Source organism: Sporosarcina sp. BP05 (genome assembly GCF_014282005.1).
GTDB lineage: Bacteria > Bacillota > Bacilli > Bacillales_A > Planococcaceae > Sporosarcina.
This window is the reverse complement of record NZ_JACFTD010000022.1, coordinates 18,087-36,244: the sequence shown is the minus strand read 5'-3', so window position 1 is coordinate 36,244 and position 18,158 is coordinate 18,087. Positions and strand designations below refer to the sequence as shown.

General features: G+C 43.2%; 17 protein-coding genes. 3 read left to right on the top strand and 14 right to left on the bottom strand.

Features of this window, described 5'->3' with window-relative positions; all coding sequences use genetic code 11:
• Positions 1-53: 53 nt before the first annotated feature.
• Genes H2672_RS17030 through H2672_RS17020 form a run of 3 tightly spaced genes read right to left on the bottom strand, consistent with a single transcriptional unit; the run spans position 54 to position 3,394 of the window.
• Positions 54-344 carry an RNA-binding S4 domain-containing protein gene (locus H2672_RS17030; protein ID WP_186673359.1) on the bottom strand — a complete coding sequence of 97 codons (291 nt, stop codon included), beginning with the start codon at positions 342-344 and terminating at the stop codon, positions 54-56.
• A complete protein-coding gene (gene yabN, locus H2672_RS17025) occupies positions 331-1,800 on the bottom strand; it encodes a bifunctional methyltransferase/pyrophosphohydrolase YabN (protein ID WP_186673358.1) in 1,470 nt (489 codons plus the stop codon). Before yabN ends, H2672_RS17030 begins: the two co-directional genes overlap by 14 nt.
• Before the next feature lies 1 nt (position 1,801).
• On the bottom strand, positions 1,802-3,394 hold the full coding sequence (locus tag H2672_RS17020) for a putative polysaccharide biosynthesis protein (protein ID WP_186673357.1): 1,593 nt from the start codon (positions 3,392-3,394) through the stop codon (positions 1,802-1,804).
• A gap of 220 nt (positions 3,395-3,614) precedes the next feature.
• On the opposite strand from H2672_RS17020, the gene H2672_RS17015 reads away from it, so the two are divergent.
• Positions 3,615-3,788 carry an aspartyl-phosphate phosphatase Spo0E family protein gene (locus tag H2672_RS17015; protein ID WP_186673356.1) on the top strand — a complete coding sequence of 58 codons (174 nt, stop codon included), beginning with the start codon at positions 3,615-3,617 and terminating at the stop codon, positions 3,786-3,788.
• Position 3,789: 1 nt separating this feature from the next.
• Here the strand turns inward: H2672_RS17015 and H2672_RS19760 are convergent, their stop codons facing one another.
• The 4 genes from H2672_RS19760 to H2672_RS17000 form a co-directional block, all read right to left on the bottom strand.
• Positions 3,790-3,921, bottom strand: a complete 132-nt coding sequence (locus tag H2672_RS19760; protein ID WP_255485870.1) for a hypothetical protein — start codon at positions 3,919-3,921, stop codon at positions 3,790-3,792.
• A 400-nt stretch (positions 3,922-4,321) separates the two neighbouring features.
• Positions 4,322-4,543: a hypothetical protein gene (locus H2672_RS17010; protein ID WP_186673354.1), complete on the bottom strand. Its 222-nt coding sequence runs from the start codon at positions 4,541-4,543 to the stop codon at positions 4,322-4,324.
• A gap of 207 nt (positions 4,544-4,750) precedes the next feature.
• A complete protein-coding gene (locus tag H2672_RS17005; RefSeq protein ID WP_186673352.1) occupies positions 4,751-6,715 on the bottom strand; it encodes an iron ABC transporter permease in 1,965 nt (654 codons plus the stop codon).
• Complete coding sequence (locus tag H2672_RS17000; protein ID WP_186673350.1) at positions 6,715-7,701, bottom strand: ABC transporter substrate-binding protein; 987 nt, start codon at positions 7,699-7,701, stop codon at positions 6,715-6,717. The genes H2672_RS17005 and H2672_RS17000 overlap by 1 nt, the downstream gene beginning before the upstream one ends.
• 193 nt (positions 7,702-7,894) lie before the next feature.
• On the opposite strand from H2672_RS17000, the gene H2672_RS16995 reads away from it, so the two are divergent.
• The gene (locus tag H2672_RS16995; RefSeq protein ID WP_186673348.1) at positions 7,895-8,719 is read left to right on the top strand and encodes an ABC transporter ATP-binding protein; all 825 of its coding nucleotides are present in this window, start codon (positions 7,895-7,897) and stop codon (positions 8,717-8,719) included.
• Complete coding sequence (locus H2672_RS16990; RefSeq protein WP_186673346.1) at positions 8,712-9,479, top strand: hypothetical protein; 768 nt, start codon at positions 8,712-8,714, stop codon at positions 9,477-9,479. The genes H2672_RS16995 and H2672_RS16990 overlap by 8 nt, the downstream gene beginning before the upstream one ends.
• Before the next feature lie 49 nt (positions 9,480-9,528).
• On the opposite strand, the gene spoVT is transcribed toward H2672_RS16990, so the two are convergent.
• From spoVT to glmU, 7 genes are all read right to left on the bottom strand, one after another.
• Positions 9,529-10,065, bottom strand: coding sequence for a stage V sporulation protein T (spoVT, locus tag H2672_RS16985; protein WP_186673344.1), 537 nt, complete (start codon positions 10,063-10,065; stop codon positions 9,529-9,531).
• Between the two features lie 90 nt (positions 10,066-10,155).
• Positions 10,156-13,686 carry a transcription-repair coupling factor gene (gene mfd, locus H2672_RS16980; RefSeq protein ID WP_186673341.1) on the bottom strand — a complete coding sequence of 1,177 codons (3,531 nt, stop codon included), beginning with the start codon at positions 13,684-13,686 and terminating at the stop codon, positions 10,156-10,158.
• Positions 13,687-13,897: 211 nt separating this feature from the next.
• Positions 13,898-14,128: an anti-sigma-F factor Fin gene (locus H2672_RS16975; RefSeq protein ID WP_186673339.1), complete on the bottom strand. Its 231-nt coding sequence runs from the start codon at positions 14,126-14,128 to the stop codon at positions 13,898-13,900.
• A 54-nt stretch (positions 14,129-14,182) separates the two neighbouring features.
• Positions 14,183-14,746 carry an aminoacyl-tRNA hydrolase gene (pth, locus tag H2672_RS16970; protein ID WP_186673337.1) on the bottom strand — a complete coding sequence of 188 codons (564 nt, stop codon included), beginning with the start codon at positions 14,744-14,746 and terminating at the stop codon, positions 14,183-14,185.
• Between the two features lie 252 nt (positions 14,747-14,998).
• Positions 14,999-15,631, bottom strand: coding sequence for a 50S ribosomal protein L25/general stress protein Ctc (locus H2672_RS16965; RefSeq protein WP_186673336.1), 633 nt, complete (start codon positions 15,629-15,631; stop codon positions 14,999-15,001).
• An 84-nt stretch (positions 15,632-15,715) separates the two neighbouring features.
• Positions 15,716-16,675: a ribose-phosphate diphosphokinase gene (locus tag H2672_RS16960; protein WP_186673335.1), complete on the bottom strand. Its 960-nt coding sequence runs from the start codon at positions 16,673-16,675 to the stop codon at positions 15,716-15,718.
• Positions 16,676-16,689: 14 nt separating this feature from the next.
• Positions 16,690-18,060 (bottom strand): bifunctional UDP-N-acetylglucosamine diphosphorylase/glucosamine-1-phosphate N-acetyltransferase GlmU, encoded by a 1,371-nt coding sequence (gene glmU / locus H2672_RS16955; protein WP_186673334.1) that lies wholly within the window; start codon positions 18,058-18,060, stop codon positions 16,690-16,692.
• Positions 18,061-18,158: the final 98 nt, after the last annotated feature.

Below are 18,158 nucleotides of genomic sequence, written 5' to 3'. Positions count from 1 at the left end.
AGCTTATGCCCGGGTATAAAAAAACATGACAGGAATATTCCCCGTCATGTTGCTCAGTCTTCGTCATCCATGAATTCCGGTTCCACTTTTTCAAGCTTCTCTTCCTTCAAAATCGTATACATTGAGGCTGCATCGTCTTTTTTTGTCGTATCTTTCAGCATGTTGATTTTTACCGTTACAATTTTCTGCCCGAAACGGATGGCCAGTTCATCACTTTCTTTTACAACCGATGACGCTTTTGAAACTTTTTCGTTAATTGTTATACGCCCTTGATCAGCTACTTGTTTTGCAAGTGTCCGTCTTTTAATAAGGCGAGATACTTTCAAGAATTTATCGAGTCTCATGATTATCTTCCCTTCCTTTTGCTAGATTCCAAAATTCTTCGAGTTCATCAAGTGTATAGTCAGTAAACTTACCCTGTCCATCTTTCACACTCTTTTCGACGAATGAAAACCGTCTATTGAACTTTTGATTCGCGTGAACCATTGCTTCTTCAGGGGATAGTTTGAGGAAACGGGAAATGTTAACGATAGTGAACAGGACGTCACCGAGTTCGTCCATTTGGCTGTATTTCGTGCCACTTTTTAGTTCATTGCGAAACTCCAGCCATTCTTCATCAAACTTTTCTAAAGCACCTTCAATCGTTGGCCAATCAAAACCAACCTTTGCCGCCTCTTTTTGATAATTAAGTGACGTCAGAAGTGATGAAGAAGGACGTTCTTGACCATGTAAGAGTGATTCAGCTTGCGGTTTTTCCTGCTTCTTGATGTCCTGCCAATTTTGAAGGACCTCTTCTGAATTGGCCACGCTTTTATCTCCAAAAACATGCGGGTGACGGCGAATCATTTTTGAACCAACTGCTTGAAGGACGTCTTCCATCGCAAAATAGCCGTCGTCTTCGCCAATTTGAGTATGAAGGAATACTTGCAGTAGCACATCACCAAGTTCTTCTATGATAGCTTCGTCATCTTGTTTATCGATTGCCTCTAGCAGCTCATGTGCTTCTTCAACCAAATAACGCTTCAATGATGCGTGCGTCTGTTCACGGTCCCATGGACAACCGTCTGGAGCGCGCAGTGCAGCGATGATTTCCCTGAACGTCGACCAATCTTTCAACCGTGCTTCGCGTTCAACTACAGGTGGTACATAAACGGTCGTCAAATTATTAATTTCAGTTACGCGGTCCAGTTCAAATAGCGGCACTGTAATCAATTGCTCGCCCGTAGAACCGGCCGCCGTTACAATTGTCACAGGATGATCGTAAGCGTATTTCTCCATCAGTGACAATTTCACCTCAGATGCCACAAACGAATCGTATACTTGTCCAATTAGAATATGCTGTTTCATATTGACATCATCACGTTTCATATCCGTACCGTCGAGTAGTTGGAACCCTTCAATCGGATCGATACGCAGCGCTGCAAATATTGGGTCGAGAAAACTATTTCCGCCCGCAATTTCCATCCGGATTAAACCTTCACGTTCTTTCTCGACTAATAATTGTACCGTCCGTTCCGCAACGAGTGGATGCCCCGGTACAACATAGGTAACCGGTTGTTGTGCACACATAATGAGCAGCTGTTCTACGATTTCATCATATACTTGCTCGAAAGAGTCGTTTTTTTCATAAATTTCATCGAAGCTCGTTAGGGTAATACCTTCCGCTCTTAATTCGGCGACAGCTGGATGTTGGTCCGTACGCGCCACTATACAGTTTGCCTCTTTTAATTTCCGGTATGTCCCGAGTGCTAACTGGTCAAGGTCACCTGCGCCAAGACCGATAATTGTTAACTGATGCATGTCATTCACCTTTTCTTTTAGTAAGTCGTAATTGCAATGTAGCTAACCGTTTACCGAATGGTAGTAGAAACCATTCCTTCTCTGCCATTATACGTGATTTCATAACGACGAAAAGGAAAACAGCTGCTCCCACCGAAACGGATGTTAATGCGATAAGTGTCGCACTGATTCTTCCCGGTAAGTGGTCGAATAGAAACAGATCCGCAACAAGCATCCATGGCAGGACAACCGCTATCATACTCACAGTCGCCACTAGTACCCATCCATAAAAACCTGCTGGTGCAAGGCGAATTGGCCAAACCTTTTTAAAGTAAAACAGCAGTCCGAACGTAATTGCTGCGAAACCAATATTGCCCGCAATCGCCGCCCCTGCGACATTCCATGGCGGGACCAGAAGTTGATTGGCAAAGATTTTTATAACCAATCCCCCGATAAGCAGGAGCGTCGGTACTTTCACTTTCCCTGCCCCTTGAAGCATCGCCGTTAGCGGTAAAATAAGCGACAACCAAAGAATCTGTAGCGAGAAAATAATGAGCGCGACCGAACCATCACGTGTTTCAAACAGCATTTCATTTACATAAGGTAAAACCAGCGCAAGTCCTGCTGCAGCTGCCCAACCGAATAGGAAGGCAGTCCGGAACGTTAGCCGGATGAACGGCAATGCCCCTCTTCCCACATTTTTTGTCGAGTGATGAGCGATGAGCGGAACAATGGCGAGTGCTAATGTCGAAGCAATCAAAATCCCCATTTGCACGAGTGGCTGTCCACGATCGTAGACGCCCTTCATTACCATGGCCACGTCTTCTGTAAAACCGTTAGTTAGAAGAATATTATAAATCGTAAATGAATCGGCCAGTTGAAACATCAGGAGAATCAGTGAACTAGCACTAACCCCTAAACTGACGACCGTCAATTCTTTCACCACTTGCCATGTATTTACTTTTTCCAACGGTCCTTTGAATGTGTTCCGGAAATAAAGCGCAAGAATAACTACACCGGCACTTTCCCCAACGACCGCCCCCCACATTGCCACTTCCCCCGCCGTATAGAGCGACGCACCTGAAGATACCGCAATCCATGTCCCAATTAAAATAACCGTTACACGGAAGGCCTGCTCACCTACACCAGAAACGGCAACAGGTACCATCCGCCCCTCCGATTGGAATGAACCCTTTAAAACGGCTAACGCCGGCATAAGCAGAACGATATACGCACCTGCCCGCAGGAGAGGTACGAGTTCAGCATCGCCCATGGAGCGCGCGAAAAACGGAGCGAAAACAGTCAATAGAACAAAAAAGGTTACTGATAATAAAAGAAGATATATAAATGCCACACGCATCACCGCTTTTGCTTCGCTGCGACTCGTACTTCCCGCAAGCAGTTTCGATACCGCCACCGCAAAACCGTACGACGTCCAAACGATAAAAATACCGATGAATGGGTACACTTGCTGATAAATATAAAACCCTTTGTCGCCGACAAGGTTTTGGAACGGAACTCGGTAAACCGCACCAAGCAATTTCACAATGATTGCGGAGATCGTCAGAATCGACGCACCTTTCATAAACGTTTTCATATCCCATTGCTGCGTCATATCCGTGCCTCTTTCTTTCGTACATAGTACACTCATTATATCACGAATGAAAAATAGCAAGACTTTCTGTGAAAACGCCAAATAACCATATATAAATCAAGAAAAGGTTTAATTGTTCGACGTTATGGGAAAGCCATAGGTATAAGATTTGTAAACAACTTACTGTAAACTATATCAAAAAATAGAAATGATGAAAAAAGTAAATAAGGAGGGGCCATGGATGATAAAAACAATTCCAAAAAAACGATTTCTATCAGTATTAATAAAACTAAAAAGGAATGATATGTATACGAAGGCAAAGCATTTTGGTTTGACTCATCCGATTGTCGTCGCATGCAGTCAAGAGCTGGACACATTACTGAATAGGTATCAGGGAATCCGCGCGATACATTGACCTAACGAAGTGTCGCTTTCTTTTCCGAATACAAATAAACAACTATATAGTCAACACGGCTTTGTCGCTTGGTGATGAACTTACGCAATAAGCCCGTCAGAAGATCACTGTCGGCCTTATTGCTCCGGCTCACACTTGTCGCTCCTTCGCTGGATTCAAATACGTACTATGATGCAAAATTCAATACTAAAACATATATAACACAGCAAAAAGGAGCTACAAACCGCTATGGTTTGTAGCTCCTTTTTCGCAATTTTCACCGTTAGTGATTGTTCAATGACTCTTTTACATAAAAACGGCGATGGCGAATCGTAGCATAAATTGCCGCCATCCCTAAAAATATTGCTGAAATAACAAATGTAATTCGCACATCCCATATTTCAACAAGAGCCCAAACAGTAAAGAGGAAACTGCAAATAATAACGACACCAATGCACTTTCTACAGCATAAGTTTTAGGAAGTTCTTCAGGGCTTGCTGACTTTTGAAGAAATGTGTTCGCGGCAATTTCTTTTGGTTGTTGAAAAATGACTTTTATAGATACATTTCCCGTTCCGCACCTTCAATAGTTTCAAAAACGACTACAGCTTTTTTATTATCATCAAATTGTTCGATATGATACAAATTGATGATACCCCAACTCTTCTCAACTTCAGTTATCACTAATGCATTATCATCCCTCGAAAACAAAATTCCCGCACCAATTACTACTAATAAAACAATTACGAAGATTTTCTTTGATTTTATGAAACTCATTTTATCCCACCCAAAAGGAATTTGACATGAATTTCATAAGTTAAGCATGTATTCCCAATTACTTCCCATCACGGTCAAATTCAACTTTAGTCATTTAAACCCTTTTTTATAATTAACACAAAAAGCATCGCATGGGCGCGATGCTTTTTGTGTCCTAATAGGATAAAGATGAGTATACTCTGTAGCCTGTCAATTGTTTACAATTTATTACTTCATTTTCCGAAGAAGATATAACAAATACGGCGTACCAATCAGCGCGACAATCAACCCACTTGGAATGTCTTTCGGCGCGATTAAAATCCTTCCGACAAAGTCCGCAGTGACAAGAAGCAATCCGCCCAATAACCCCGATACAACAAGTAAAGGCAGATGACGGAAACCAACTAATCTACGTGCTATATGAGGTGCAACAAGCCCGACAAAACCAATCGTCCCTACAATTGAAACAGCTGCCGTACTTATCGCAACACCTACGATCAACGCCCAAACACGTGTCGACTTCACAGAAAGTCCAAGACCTGCCGCCACATCATCGCCGAACGTCAATGTATCCAAACTGCGCGTCAAATAAATAGCCGGACCGATGAACAATGCGAATAACAACAAGGCTAGTTGTACATCATCCCATCCTTTTGCGTACGTACTTCCCGACAACCAGACGAGAGCAGCCGCAACGGCAAGCTTTGCTTTCACAACCAATACTTGTGTGGCGGCCGATCCAAATGCGGAGATTGCAATTCCCATGAGCGCAACGAGCATCGGTTGGAAGTTATTTTTCCACGATGTTCCCAAAATAATACCAAGGGCGATGGTAGCTCCCACGACCGCACCAAGCGGCATATAGGTAACCGGAATCGCGGGAAATAACACGAGAAGCATCATCGCCCCGGCACCACCCATTGATGTGACACCTAAAATACTTGCATCCGCCAATGGGTTTCGTAATACCCCCTGCAATAATACGCCCGCAACTGCGAGCATTACTCCAACGATGAACGCCGTTAACACGCGCGGAACTCGGAAATTCCACACAACAGGTTTCAGCCAGTCAGTCGTCCATGCAGTGCCGTTAAATGATAAAGCCAATGAAATAATAACGATAATGAGTGCGACAACGATTGTGATGACAACCGGCAGTTTCACCGGTTTTAATGTACCGCCCATTTGACGGTCGCCTCGACTATGCGTTTTTGCAGTTTTCCATGCCAAGTACAACAGCCATGGCCCGCCAATCAACGCGGTCATTGCACCTACTGGAACTTCTTGTCCGGGTTGTATCAATCGCCCTAACACATCGGCTCCAATCAGCATGACACTTCCCCATAAAAATGACTGGAGAAGAATGTTCAAATGCCCTCGGACACCAAGCATCCGAACAATATGCGGAGCCATTAATCCAATAAAACCGATTGGGCCGACAACGCTTACCGTTGTAGCCGCAAGAACAATTGCAACAGCCCACGCGAGTAATTTAACAAACCTAACATTTTGTCCAAGGGACGACGCGATATCTTCACCTAGCGACAGCGTATCCAACGGTTTTGCCAACACCAATGCGAGGACGAAGAACACAATTATAACTGGCCCCGCAAACGATACACCGTCCCAATTTAACTGAACAAGTGTCCCGGAGCCCCACAAAAAGAGACCGTTCGTCTGATTTTCGAATAATAGCTGCAAAGAACCTGTCATCGACGCAAATAGTAACGAGATAATCATCCCTGTCAGTGCCACACGTACCGGCTCCATTTGCTTACCTGCTAGCATCACAACGAGAACAGATGACAGTACAGCACCAACTAATGCAACAATAAATGGGAAATTACCAAGTAGCGACGGGAAGAAAATCATCGATACAACGACAAAAAAATACGCACCTGCATTAATTCCTAGTGTGCCTGCAGATGCTAATGGGTTGTTCGTCAACGTCTGCAAAATAGCACCTGCCACTGCAAGGGCCCCCCCGGCAAGTATCCCGATTAGTAAACGCGGAAGACGGAGAGAGAGCACGATGTCCTGCACGCGCCCTTCTATCCACACTTCTTTTACTAATTGGGTAACCGTATAATCCGCTTGACCTTGCGTTAAGTGAATAAAAGATAATACAACCAACAGGAACAATCCTATAATCATGACTACAAAGGATCGTTTTCCTGAAGTTTTTCTTGTCATTACTTACTTACCATCGTGCTCGTAATTTTATCGAGCAACGTTTCAGCTGAGAGAGGACCTCCATATAACCAAGTATCCCCGCCCAGATCATACAAACGGTCTTCTTTCACGAAATTCAAGTTCTTCCAAACTGCATTATCTTTTAACTGTTTTTCATAAATATTGTCGTCGTTTTGTACAATATACAAATAGTTAGCATCCTCGTACTTCGTTAGCCCTTCCACGTTATACGTACTAGAGCCGTAAAGTTCAAATTGGTCCGGAATATGGATGTTGTTTAAACCAATTTTCTCTAACATGATTGAAGCCATTGAATTTGGTGTAAACACACGAATTTCAGGTGCTTGAGCTCCCGTGTAAGCGAGTGTTAAGACAACATCTTTCGTTTTTAAACCAGCATTATCGATAGTTGTTTTCGCTTCTTCATATTTTACATCCAGGTCGGCTAATACCTGTTTCGCTTCATCCTTTTTATCAACAGCTTTTGCAATTTCGTTAAATGTAGTTATCATTTCTTGATACAAATCCATTTTTTCATCCTCAGGATACGGATTAAAAATGACCGTCGGTGCAATTTTCTCCAAATCCGCAATCATCCCATCATGACGGAAGCTTGTACCGATGATCAAGTCCGGCTCCAATTCAGCAATCGCTTCCAAGTTGGGTTCTTGACGACCGCCGACATTTACCACGTCGTCACTTAATTCTACGTCGATATTCACCCAGTTATGATATTCTTCTATATCCGCCATCCCCGCTGGCTGAACACCTACTGCCAATAAATCTTCCGCATATGTCCATTCCAAAACAACAACCTTTTTCGCAGGCTTATCAAGTGTCACTTCACCGTTAACGCCTGTAATTGTTATACTTTTCTCTGCATTCCCGTTGTCTACAGTTTTATCTTCTTCTTTCTTCGAAGAACAACCGACTAACAACACTGCAAAAAGCGCTAAAACAAGCAGTGATTTCAAAGATTTCTTCATATTAAACATTCCTCCATTTATCCACTTATTGATTATCATTCTCATTTAGTAGTTTAAACTTGATTGTACTGTTTTGTAAAGTTTTTTATAAAATAAATGATTATCATTCTCAATAGATGCTAAATATGCTATGCTTATCTCTAATTGAAAATGAAAATCATTTAGATTCCCTATAGATTATGGAGGCATTCCTATGCATACCTCAATTAAGACCGAAAACCTGTCAATTGGCTATCAAGATAATCTTCTCTTTAAAAACCTGAATTTATCGATTCCGAAAGGCGAAATCACTGTTTTTGTCGGTAGTAATGGTTGCGGTAAATCCACGTTACTCCGTTCAATCGCCCGTCTTTTAAAACCTTCTGACGGCTCTATCTTACTTGAAGGCAAGGATATCCACTCGCTGTCTTCGCGTAATGTCGCAAAAAAAATGGGCATTCTTCCGCAAGGTCCTGTATCACCTGAAGGGTTGACGGTACATGATCTTGTGAAACAAGGACGCTATCCACACCAATCGTGGCTCTCAAGATGGACTGAAGAGGATACGAAGAAAACGGAAGCTGCACTGACAGCGACTAGGATAAGTGATCTACGGGATCAATCGATCGACACACTTTCAGGTGGACAACGCCAGCGTGCATGGATTGCAATGACACTCGCTCAAGATACAGACGTCATTTTATTGGATGAACCAACGACATACCTCGACATGACACATCAGATTGAAATTCTTGACCTACTATTTGAATTAAACGAACAAAAAGGCCGTACGATTGTCATGGTCCTGCACGATTTAAATTTAGCCTCCCGTTATGCACACAATATCGTGGCCATTAAAGACGGCGCTGTCCATGCACAAGGCAAACCAGAAGATATTATTACCTGCGAATTAGTTCGCGCTGTGTTTGGAATGGAATGCCAAGTTTCAACAGACCCCCTTTTCGGAACACCGCACTGCGTTCCCTATGGTCGTGGCCGCTGCATCGTGTCAGAACTTCGAGGAAATACTGGTGCCTAATTTAGAGGCGGAACAATTAGCTGCACTGGAACGGTTCAGTGTACATATTGGTCAACAGCCAAACATATTTTTATCCGCTGCAGACATATTATCCGAGGCAGGAAGCGGCAAGCTATTTGAAATGGTTCAACGTTTATCAGATGCTCCGACAAATACTGTGGCCACATCTGTTTATATGAGAAGGCATGGTTTTTTCATAGCTGCCCAACTGCATTTAATGAGCGAACATAATTTACTGTGGGCTGGCGATTTGGAAGATGTGTCGTTATTCATCGAAAATGATACAATCCTTTTTTCTGTTCCATCTACCGGTTTTAGGGTTGTACAAAACCGCGAAGAAGATATACGTATTATTCTTGAGACCTATGGACACCCTGTCGTTGACTATTTAAGCAAGCGTGCAAAAATTGCGAAGTTAATTTTGTGGGAGAATGTGTGGGGGTATGTCTTGTGGATGTACTCAATGCTACTTCAAGAAAACTCATCATTTGCGCAGCCCGACTTGGATATTTTATTGGCAGATGAAACATGGAAGCCTGCAATGCGCCGGTCTCCTTTCAAACAATACTTGAACAATCAACGAGCACTAGATGCAATGGCCAATTACAAACGGGTGACATGTTGTTTGTATAAGGAACTTCCGAATATGGAAAAGTGCCCGTATTGTCCGCAAAACTTAACGACACCAGGACAACTTAACAACGTTTCCCCCAAACTAAACGACACTAGCGCAAAACTTAACAACGCTTCTCCCAAATAAAAAAAACAGCCCGCCTAAACCGTTAATATCCGGTCCAAGTGGGCTGTTTTTAGGGTTCCATCTGTTTCGCTAAAAAATGGGCAGCTACTTCGGCTGCTTTCATTTCAGTTTCGCCAAGGAAATGCACCTTTGATAACAAGTAAATAGCACCAATCGTATCTCCGGCGGCAATAATTGGCGCAATACAATAAGACTTCACCTGCTCGACTTGTCCTGGCACCCATTCAATTGCCTTTTCGAGTTTTTCTGTAACGATTTTACGACCTGTCATAATTTCATCAAGATCAGGTGACAACTGGCGATTTATATAATCTTTTTTCGATAATCCAGACACCGCAATCATTTCATCCCGGTCACTGATGAGTACAGGCGTGCCAAGTGTTTCGTACAACGTTTCCGCATACTCTTTTGCAAATTGCCCGAGTTCTGATATCGGCGAATACTTCTTCAAAATCACTTCGCCATCCCGGTCGGTAAATATTTCAAGTGGATCCCCTTCACGAATCCTTAGTGTCCTTCGAATCTCTTTAGGAATAACTACCCTGCCAAGATCATCGATTCTGCGAACGATTCCTGTTGCCTTCATACATGATGCCTCACTTTCCACAAAATTGAACATTAATCTCGTTTCAATTGTAGTATGCATCAAGGATGGGCAAAATATGCAATACGCCCTTTAGACGGAATCACTAACAACAGTTTCCTTTGTAGATGCATGCAGAATCCTCATCATTTCTTCAAGCACATCAAACGCGGTCTGTTTCCCCGTCTGTCGCTCATCAATCCTCATGATAAGACAGCCATTTTCCATCGTGAACCCAACCGCACGACCAAATGCCATTGAATCGGCCACAAGCTTCGCACCGTCAGTTTTTGCAGTTCCTTCAGGTGATATGCGAACTTCAATAAGCGATTGTTGCTTCTTGATTGATTCAGCACCCGCGATACGTCCCCAAGCTTTTACTCGCGCAACACGTAATAACAAGTCAGCCTCGAGTGGCATATCACCGAATCGATCTGTCATTTCATCGACAAGTTCATTGTAGTCCGTTTCATTTTCAATCGCTTTGACCATTTTATACATTTGAATTTTTTGGAATCCATCACGCACATACTCGTCTGGTATATAAGCATTAAGCGGCAATGCAATTTCCAAGTCTGGAATATCTGCTTTTACGATACCTGTCTGCTTTTGTTCGACAGCTTCTTGCAACAATTGAGAATAAAGATCGAAGCCGACCGAATCGATGAAGCCATGTTGCTGAGAACCCAGTAGATTACCCGCGCCACGAATCGATAAGTCGCGCATCGCAATTTTGAAGCCCGAGCCAAGTTCCGTAAATTCCTTAATCGCCTGAAGACGGTTTTCCGCAACCTCTGTCAGCACCTTATCACGCTGATAAAGGAAATAGGCATACGCAACACGATTCGAACGTCCAACGCGTCCACGTAGTTGGTAGAGCTGCGATAAACCCATGCGGTCTGCGTCTTGAACGATAAGTGTATTGACATTAGGAATATCGATACCCGTTTCAATGATGGTTGTCGTTACAAGAACATCATACTCACCTTCAAGGAAGCTTAAAATCACTGACTCAAGTGCCGATTCGCCCATCTGACCATTAGCAAACCCAACGCGTGCTTCAGGCACAAGCTGCTTGATTTCATCGACTTTTCGCTCCATATCTTCCACCCGGTTATACAAGTAGAACACTTGCCCACCACGGCCCATTTCCCTTTCAATTGCCTCGCGGACAAGCCCAAAGTTTTGTTCCATAACATACGTCTGGACAGGGAAACGGTTTGCTGGTGGGGTTTCAATAACGGACAAATCACGAACACCAAGCATCGACATATGGAGAGTCCGTGGAATAGGCGTTGCCGTCAATGTCAGGACGTCGACATGTGTTTTTAACTGTTTAAGTTTTTCTTTATGCGTTACGCCAAATCGCTGTTCTTCATCGACAACAAGTAAACCAAGATCATGGTATACGATATCTTTAGAAAGAAGTCGATGTGTCCCAACAATAATATCGACTGTTCCGGCTTTCAACCTTTTCAACGTCTCCGTTTGTTCCTTCTTTTTCCGGAAACGATTTAAGAGGGAAACTTCAACTGGGAAACCAGAAAAACGCTCTTTCATTGTTTCGTAATGCTGTTGTGCCAAAATCGTAGTGGGCACAAGGAATGCGACCTGCTTGCCGTCTAATACAGCCTTGAATGCAGCACGGATTGCGACTTCTGTTTTTCCATACCCTACATCTCCGCACAACAAGCGGTCCATTGGACGTTCTTTTTCCATATCCACCTTCACTTCAGCAATGGATCTGAGCTGATCATCCGTTTCGTCATAAGGAAACGCATTTTCAAATGACATTTGCATGTCGTCATCCGCTGCAAAAGCATGTCCTTTTTCCGATTCCCGTTTGGCATACAGCTCAATTAGGTCGTCCGCGATATCTTGAACAGCTGCTATAACTTTAGTTTTCGTCTTCTTCCAGTCCGCGCCGCCTAGCTTGTGCAGTTTAGGTTCTTTTTCACCAGACGCGACATACTTCTGGATCAAATCTATCTGGTCGGCGGGAACGAACAACTTATCTTCTCCGCGGTACCGAATGTCGAGGTAATCTTTATGAATACCGCTTACTTCAAGCGTTACAACCCCGTAATATTTCCCAATCCCATGATTAACGTGAACAATATGGTCACCGGGTTTGATCTCCGAGTAGCTTTTGATACGTTCCGCATTGGTCATCTTTTGCGGACGTGCTTTCCGTTTCGGTGTCCCTTTAAAGAGCTCAGAATCTGTTATAACCGCCATTCGTTGGAATGGAAGCTCGAAGCCCGCAGATAAATCACCGTCGATAACAATTATGCCGCCCGCCACGGACGGTTTTCCGGACAAGGCAGATTGCATATCATAATCCTCAAGAATCGATTGGACTTTTTGCATCCGTTCGTTGCCGTCTGCAATAATGAAAATATTGAAGCGTCCTTGGTGCCAGCGGTCTATTTCATTTTTCAATAAACTCATTTGCCCATGGAACTGCTGCATCGGTTTACAAGAAAACGTCACTGTCTTCTTCACAACAATTCCTGGGACTGAGCGGACGAAAAGAGAAAAATACACTTTTCGTTGCTTTAATGCTCCATGCACCTCTTCGAATGAAAATGAAGTTTTTGCATCATGAACAATCTTCCCTTCTTCAAGAAGGCCAACCGTCCATTCCTTTTCATCCGACTCTAGTGACGCAACAACCTCAAGGATCCGTCCAATTTCATCGAATAGAACGATTCCGTTACTTGGAAAATAGCTTTCAAGGGAAGTCGTTCCAGCTGAAAACGATGCATATTTCAACATATTTTCCGGAGTGGATCCTTCCCTCATCAAAGCAATATCGCCCTTCATATTAATGGTTAACCGTTCTTTCGCTTCCGCATCGTTCATCTTCTTCAGACTAACGCCAAGTGCATGCTCCAGCTTTTCTGCGATGACCATCAGATCTTCAGCCTTCCAAACAAATTCGGCAGCGGGAAGAATTGACACGTCTTTCAGCTTACCTGTTGAGCGCTGGTCTTCCGCCGAAAATGTTCGAATGGAGTCAACATCCGTATCGAATAATTCAATCCGTACCGGGTCTTCCAGGTTCAGTGGATACAAGTCCAAGATACCTCCGCGCAGTGCAAATTCGCCCGGTGCCGTTACCATTGACTGTCTTGTATAACCCATCGACACGAGCCTTTCCAACCATTCTTCCATATTAATTTCCGCGCCTATTTCCGCTGATAATGAGCTAGTCAACCAACGATTCTTTTCCGGCAATAGTTTTTTCATGCCTGCAATCGGCGTGATATAAATCCCCTTCCCAATTCGCACCATATGATCTAACGTATCGATGCGCTGGGCACGAAGTTCATAACTCGAAACAGAAAAATCTGCAGCAATGAGTTCCTCTGCAGGGTAAAGGTGGACGAGTGAGTCACCCAACATTTTGATGAGGTCTTCATATGTACGCTGCGCTTGCAGTAAATTCGGAGATACAATAAGAATGGGCCGTTTGCTTGACTGCTGAAGTACTTTGAAAAGGATTGACTTCGCACCACCTGACAATCCCGCGATCAGTTGACGGTCTATCCCCGCCTCCAAATCTCCCACTAGTTCGTCAATCTCTTTCTCTTGTGAAAATAAATCTATAAGTGATTCCAATGCTACACATCCTTTCTTTCAAAATAATAGTAGGCGTTCAAAAAGGGCTAGGCCATTCAATTGCACCAAGTCCAAACTATAGTTATATATCAGGAAAATAAATACCAATACAAGCTGAGCGAATTTAATGGAATTCATTATTTCAACACAATTACCTTTTTATAAAAAAACAGAAAAAGCTTTGGACGCATCTTGCGCCAAAGCGTACATCTTATTGAAGCCATTTTGTAAGTGTATAGTAGTCCGGGAAACGTTGGAGAGATTGCTCACACTGTTCGCATATGCATCGTACCGTCAATGCCCCGTCTTTTTCATACGTCAGAAAATGCTCAACTTCCCTTTCGTCCATCTTGTGCAGAAGAAGGATAGCCTCCTTTGCAGATTCAAACGGAAGTCTGCCAATTTCAGTCTCACAATGCCGGCAAGTATAACGGATCGCCATTTTAGTCTCCGCCCCTTCTCTCAAAGTATAGGCGCAAGATGACTTTATTATTCCTTATAAACCATTAAAGTTGTTCATGACATCATTAAATGGTTTGCCTAGCCACGCTTCACATGCGGATGCACTTTTTTTCACCATGTCTTCAATTAATGGCTTTTCATCTTTGCCGAAAGGTGCCAGGACGTAATCAGCCACTTTCATGCCACCAATGGGACGACCAACACCGATACGGATTCGGTTGAACTGATCCGTACCAAGATGTGCAATAAGTGATTTCATGCCGTTATGGCCACCCGCACTACCTTTTTGACGCAGTCGAATTGTTCCTGGAGCAATATCAAGATCATCATACAGAACAACGATATCTTCCACATCGATATCAAAGTAATCCATCAATGGTCGGACACATTCGCCAGATAAGTTCATGTAGGTAAGAGGCTTGACAAGCATTACTTTTCCTTCTGGACAATGGACAACTGTATACATGCCGCCAAATTTCGACTGTATTGCAGTGATTGGCAGACGAGTACTAAGCTCGTCAATAACGTGAAAACCCACATTATGACGTGTTTTTTCGTATTGTTTACCCGGGTTTCCGAGTCCTATTATCATTTTCATAGATTTCATCTTCCTTTTACATTAAATAATTAAGAAGAGCGTGAGGCTCCTTAACAAATACACCGGATTTAAAGAGGGCAAAAAAGGCAGTCTAAGTGTGCGACAACATCCTGTCGCAACGACTGCATAACAATACCCTAAGGCCCCGTGTCTAGCGCCTAGATACTATTCCATGTTAAATAAAAAAGCTTATAACTACTTAACTTTGAAACAGAAAAGAAGCGCACGGAAATCCGTGCGCTCATTGTTGCATTACTTCGCTTCCTTCTTCTCGCCAATTACTTCAGGTTCTGCTGATTCAGAAGCATCACTTTCAAGTTCTTCCATCTCCGCCGCCGTACGCGGTGAAGAAATTAGAACAAGTGAATGATCATCTTCGTTTAAAATCTCATATTTCGATTTCGCTCGAATTTCAGCTACTGTAATCGATTCTCCGATTTGAAGGTTTGAAATGTCAATATCAAATGTCTCCGGAATGTCTGAAGGTTTCACTTTGATAGTCACTTCACGGTTTGGCTGTTGAAGTACGCCGCCTTCTTTCAAGCCGACAGATTCACCTACAAGATGTACAAGTACATCTACTTCAAGCTCTTCTGTCATATTGATAGCTAGGAAGTCCGCATGTTGAATTGCACCTTTTAATACGTCAGATTGATAATCGTTTAGGACAACATTGATGTCCTTCCCGTCAATATTGAGTTTAATAACGCCATTACGGCCCGTTATTTGTAGTGTTTTCAGTAACTCGCGCTCTTTTACTGAAATCGATGTAGCTTCTGTTTTATAACCGTAGACGACCGCTGGAACATAGCCCTCTTTACGTAATTCAGTTAGTACTGATTGTTTTGATGGTACTCTCGCTTCTGATTGTATAGTTGTACTCATTTTATTTAATCACCCTTCTTTAAAAAAAGTCGTGTTAATTAATAAATACCCAATGACAAGCGACATGAAACATCTAAATTGAATTTACTCAAACAATGTACTTACGGACTTCTCTTCGAACACGCGTACAATCGCTTCTGCAAGCAATGAAGCAATAGAAAGCTGTTTGATTTTCGGAGATTGTTTCGTTGCTGGAAGCTCAATTGAATTTGTAATAATCAATTCCTTAATTTGCGAATTGTTAATTCGTTCAATTGCCGGACCAGACAATACTGGATGTGTACAACAAGCATACACTTCTTTTGCTCCACTTTCGATTAATGCGCTCGCCGCAATTGTTATTGTCCCTGCTGTATCGATAATATCATCAATTAGGATCGCTGTTTTTCCTTCAACATTGCCAACGATATTCATCACTTCAGCAACATTTGGGCGTGGGCGACGTTTGTCGATAATCGCAATAGGGGCTTTCATGCGGTCCGCCATCTTACGCGCTCGTGTTACACCGCCATGATCCGGTGATACGATAACTAATTCGTCAGTGTTCAAGCCTTTTCCTTTAAAGTATTCTGTAAGGATTGGCTCAGCAACAAGATGATCGATTGGAATATCGAAGAAACCTTGGATTTGTGGTGCATGCAGATCGATTGCAATGACGCGATGCGCTCCCGCTGTTTCAAGTAAATTTGCAACAAGTTTCGCTGTAATCGGTTCACGTGAACGTGCTTTACGATCTTGGCGCGCATAGCCGTAATAAGGCATAACGACATTGATTGTGCGTGCTGATGCACGTTTCAAAGCGTCAATCATAATAAGAAGTTCCATCAAATTTTCATTGACAGGGTACGATGTCGACTGGATGACGAATACATCGCAGCCACGGATACTTTCTTCGATATTGATTTGGACTTCCCCGTCACTGAATTGTTTGACCGAGCATTTGCCGAGTGGGCGTCCTATTTTTTCCGCTACTTGCGCCGCAAGTGTTTGGTTCGAATTCAAAGAAAATATCTTTAGTTTATCGTTAGGATAGTGATTAGCCATCATGTTCCCCCTGTTTAATTGAGATTTAGTTTGTTCGCGTATCCTTCTTTATTCTCCTGGCGCGCGCGCGCAATTGCAAGTGAACTTTCTGGCACATTTTTAGTAATTGTCGATCCAGCTGCTACATATGCACCTTTTCCAACAATAACTGGAGCAACTAAATTCGAATTACAACCAATAAAAGCATCATCTTCGATTGTTGTAAGATGCTTGTTCTTGCCATCGTAGTTGACGGTAATTGTACCGCAACCTATATTTACATGCGATCCAATTTTTGCGTCACCGATATAGCTCAAATGCGACACTTTGCTGCCTTCACCTAGCGTCGATTTTTTCACTTCAACAAAGTTACCGATTTTCACGCTGTCACCAAGAGTAGAATCCGGGCGGATATGCGCGAACGGCCCGATTGCAGTAGCTGAACCAATTCTGCTAGATAGAACAACGGATGAATGCACAGTTGTATTATCGCCAATTACACTGTCTATAATCTGGCTATTTGGCCCAATAACACATTTATTGCCGATAACAGTATGCCCTTCAATCATCGTACCCGGTTGAAGTACTGCATCACGGCCAATTTCTGCTGCCGCGCTTATATACGTGTTTTCGGGGTTGATGATTGTTACACCGTTGCGCATATGCTTTTCAGCAATACGTCCGCGCATGACACGCTCTGCTTCTGCCAAGACTACGCGATCATTGATACCAAGTGTCTCACTGAAATCCTCCGTTACGTATGCTGACACGAGTGCATTTTTAGATTGCAAAATACCGACAACATCCGGAAGATAGTATTCACCCTGCGAATTATTATTTTTTACTTTTTTCAGCGTTTCAAAAAGTGTCCGATTGTCAAAACAATATGTCCCTGTATTGATTTCCATCACTTTTTGCTCTTCAGGAGTTGCGTCTTTCTGTTCAACATTTCGGAGGACTTGGCCGTTCTCTCCCCGGATAATGCGCCCGTATCCTGTTGGATCATCCGCATAAGCCGTCAAGATTGTTGCTTTCGCTCCTGTTGCTTTATGATGCGCAATTAGTGCCTCCATCGTCTCAGAGCGGATGAGCGGTGTATCTCCGCATACAACTATGGTTGTGCCATCCAAGTCTCCAATAAGCCCCTGGGCCTGCTGAACAGCGTGTGCTGTGCCTAATTGCTCTTGCTGTAGTGCATATTCACTTTTCTCTCCAAGCGTTTCTTCTACCATTTCTGCACCATGTCCAACAATCGTAACAATTCGACTGGTACCGAGACCGCGTATATGATCAATTACGTGTTCGACCATCGGTTTTCCACAAACGGGATGCAGTACTTTATATAAATCGGACTTCATCCGTGTACCTTGCCCTGCAGCCAGGACAACGGCATATGTATTTGTCATTTAATGGCCCCCATGAATGAGGGATGAAGGAGAATCCCCCTCTTAATGTTTTCACTATTGACTATAGCTGAAAACGGCCTACTTTTCAACCTCATACC

Coding starts and splice junctions, on each gene's coding strand:
- H2672_RS17030 (WP_186673359.1), bottom strand. CDS start 344: ATGAGACTCGATAAATTCTTGAAAGTATCTCGCCTTATTAAAAGACGG.
- yabN (WP_186673358.1), bottom strand. CDS start 1,800: ATGCATCAGTTAACAATTATCGGTCTTGGCGCAGGTGACCTTGACCAG.
- H2672_RS17020 (WP_186673357.1), bottom strand. CDS start 3,394: ATGACGCAGCAATGGGATATGAAAACGTTTATGAAAGGTGCGTCGATT.
- H2672_RS17015 (WP_186673356.1), top strand. CDS start 3,615: ATGATAAAAACAATTCCAAAAAAACGATTTCTATCAGTATTAATAAAA.
- H2672_RS17010 (WP_186673354.1), bottom strand. CDS start 4,543: ATGAGTTTCATAAAATCAAAGAAAATCTTCGTAATTGTTTTATTAGTA.
- H2672_RS17005 (WP_186673352.1), bottom strand. CDS start 6,715: ATGACAAGAAAAACTTCAGGAAAACGATCCTTTGTAGTCATGATTATA.
- H2672_RS17000 (WP_186673350.1), bottom strand. CDS start 7,701: ATGAAGAAATCTTTGAAATCACTGCTTGTTTTAGCGCTTTTTGCAGTG.
- H2672_RS16995 (WP_186673348.1), top strand. CDS start 7,895: ATGCATACCTCAATTAAGACCGAAAACCTGTCAATTGGCTATCAAGAT.
- spoVT (WP_186673344.1), bottom strand. CDS start 10,065: ATGAAGGCAACAGGAATCGTTCGCAGAATCGATGATCTTGGCAGGGTA.
- H2672_RS16975 (WP_186673339.1), bottom strand. CDS start 14,128: ATGGCGATCCGTTATACTTGCCGGCATTGTGAGACTGAAATTGGCAGA.
- pth (WP_186673337.1), bottom strand. CDS start 14,746: ATGAAAATGATAATAGGACTCGGAAACCCGGGTAAACAATACGAAAAA.
- H2672_RS16965 (WP_186673336.1), bottom strand. CDS start 15,631: ATGAGTACAACTATACAATCAGAAGCGAGAGTACCATCAAAACAATCA.
- H2672_RS16960 (WP_186673335.1), bottom strand. CDS start 16,675: ATGGCTAATCACTATCCTAACGATAAACTAAAGATATTTTCTTTGAAT.
- glmU (WP_186673334.1), bottom strand. CDS start 18,060: ATGACAAATACATATGCCGTTGTCCTGGCTGCAGGGCAAGGTACACGG.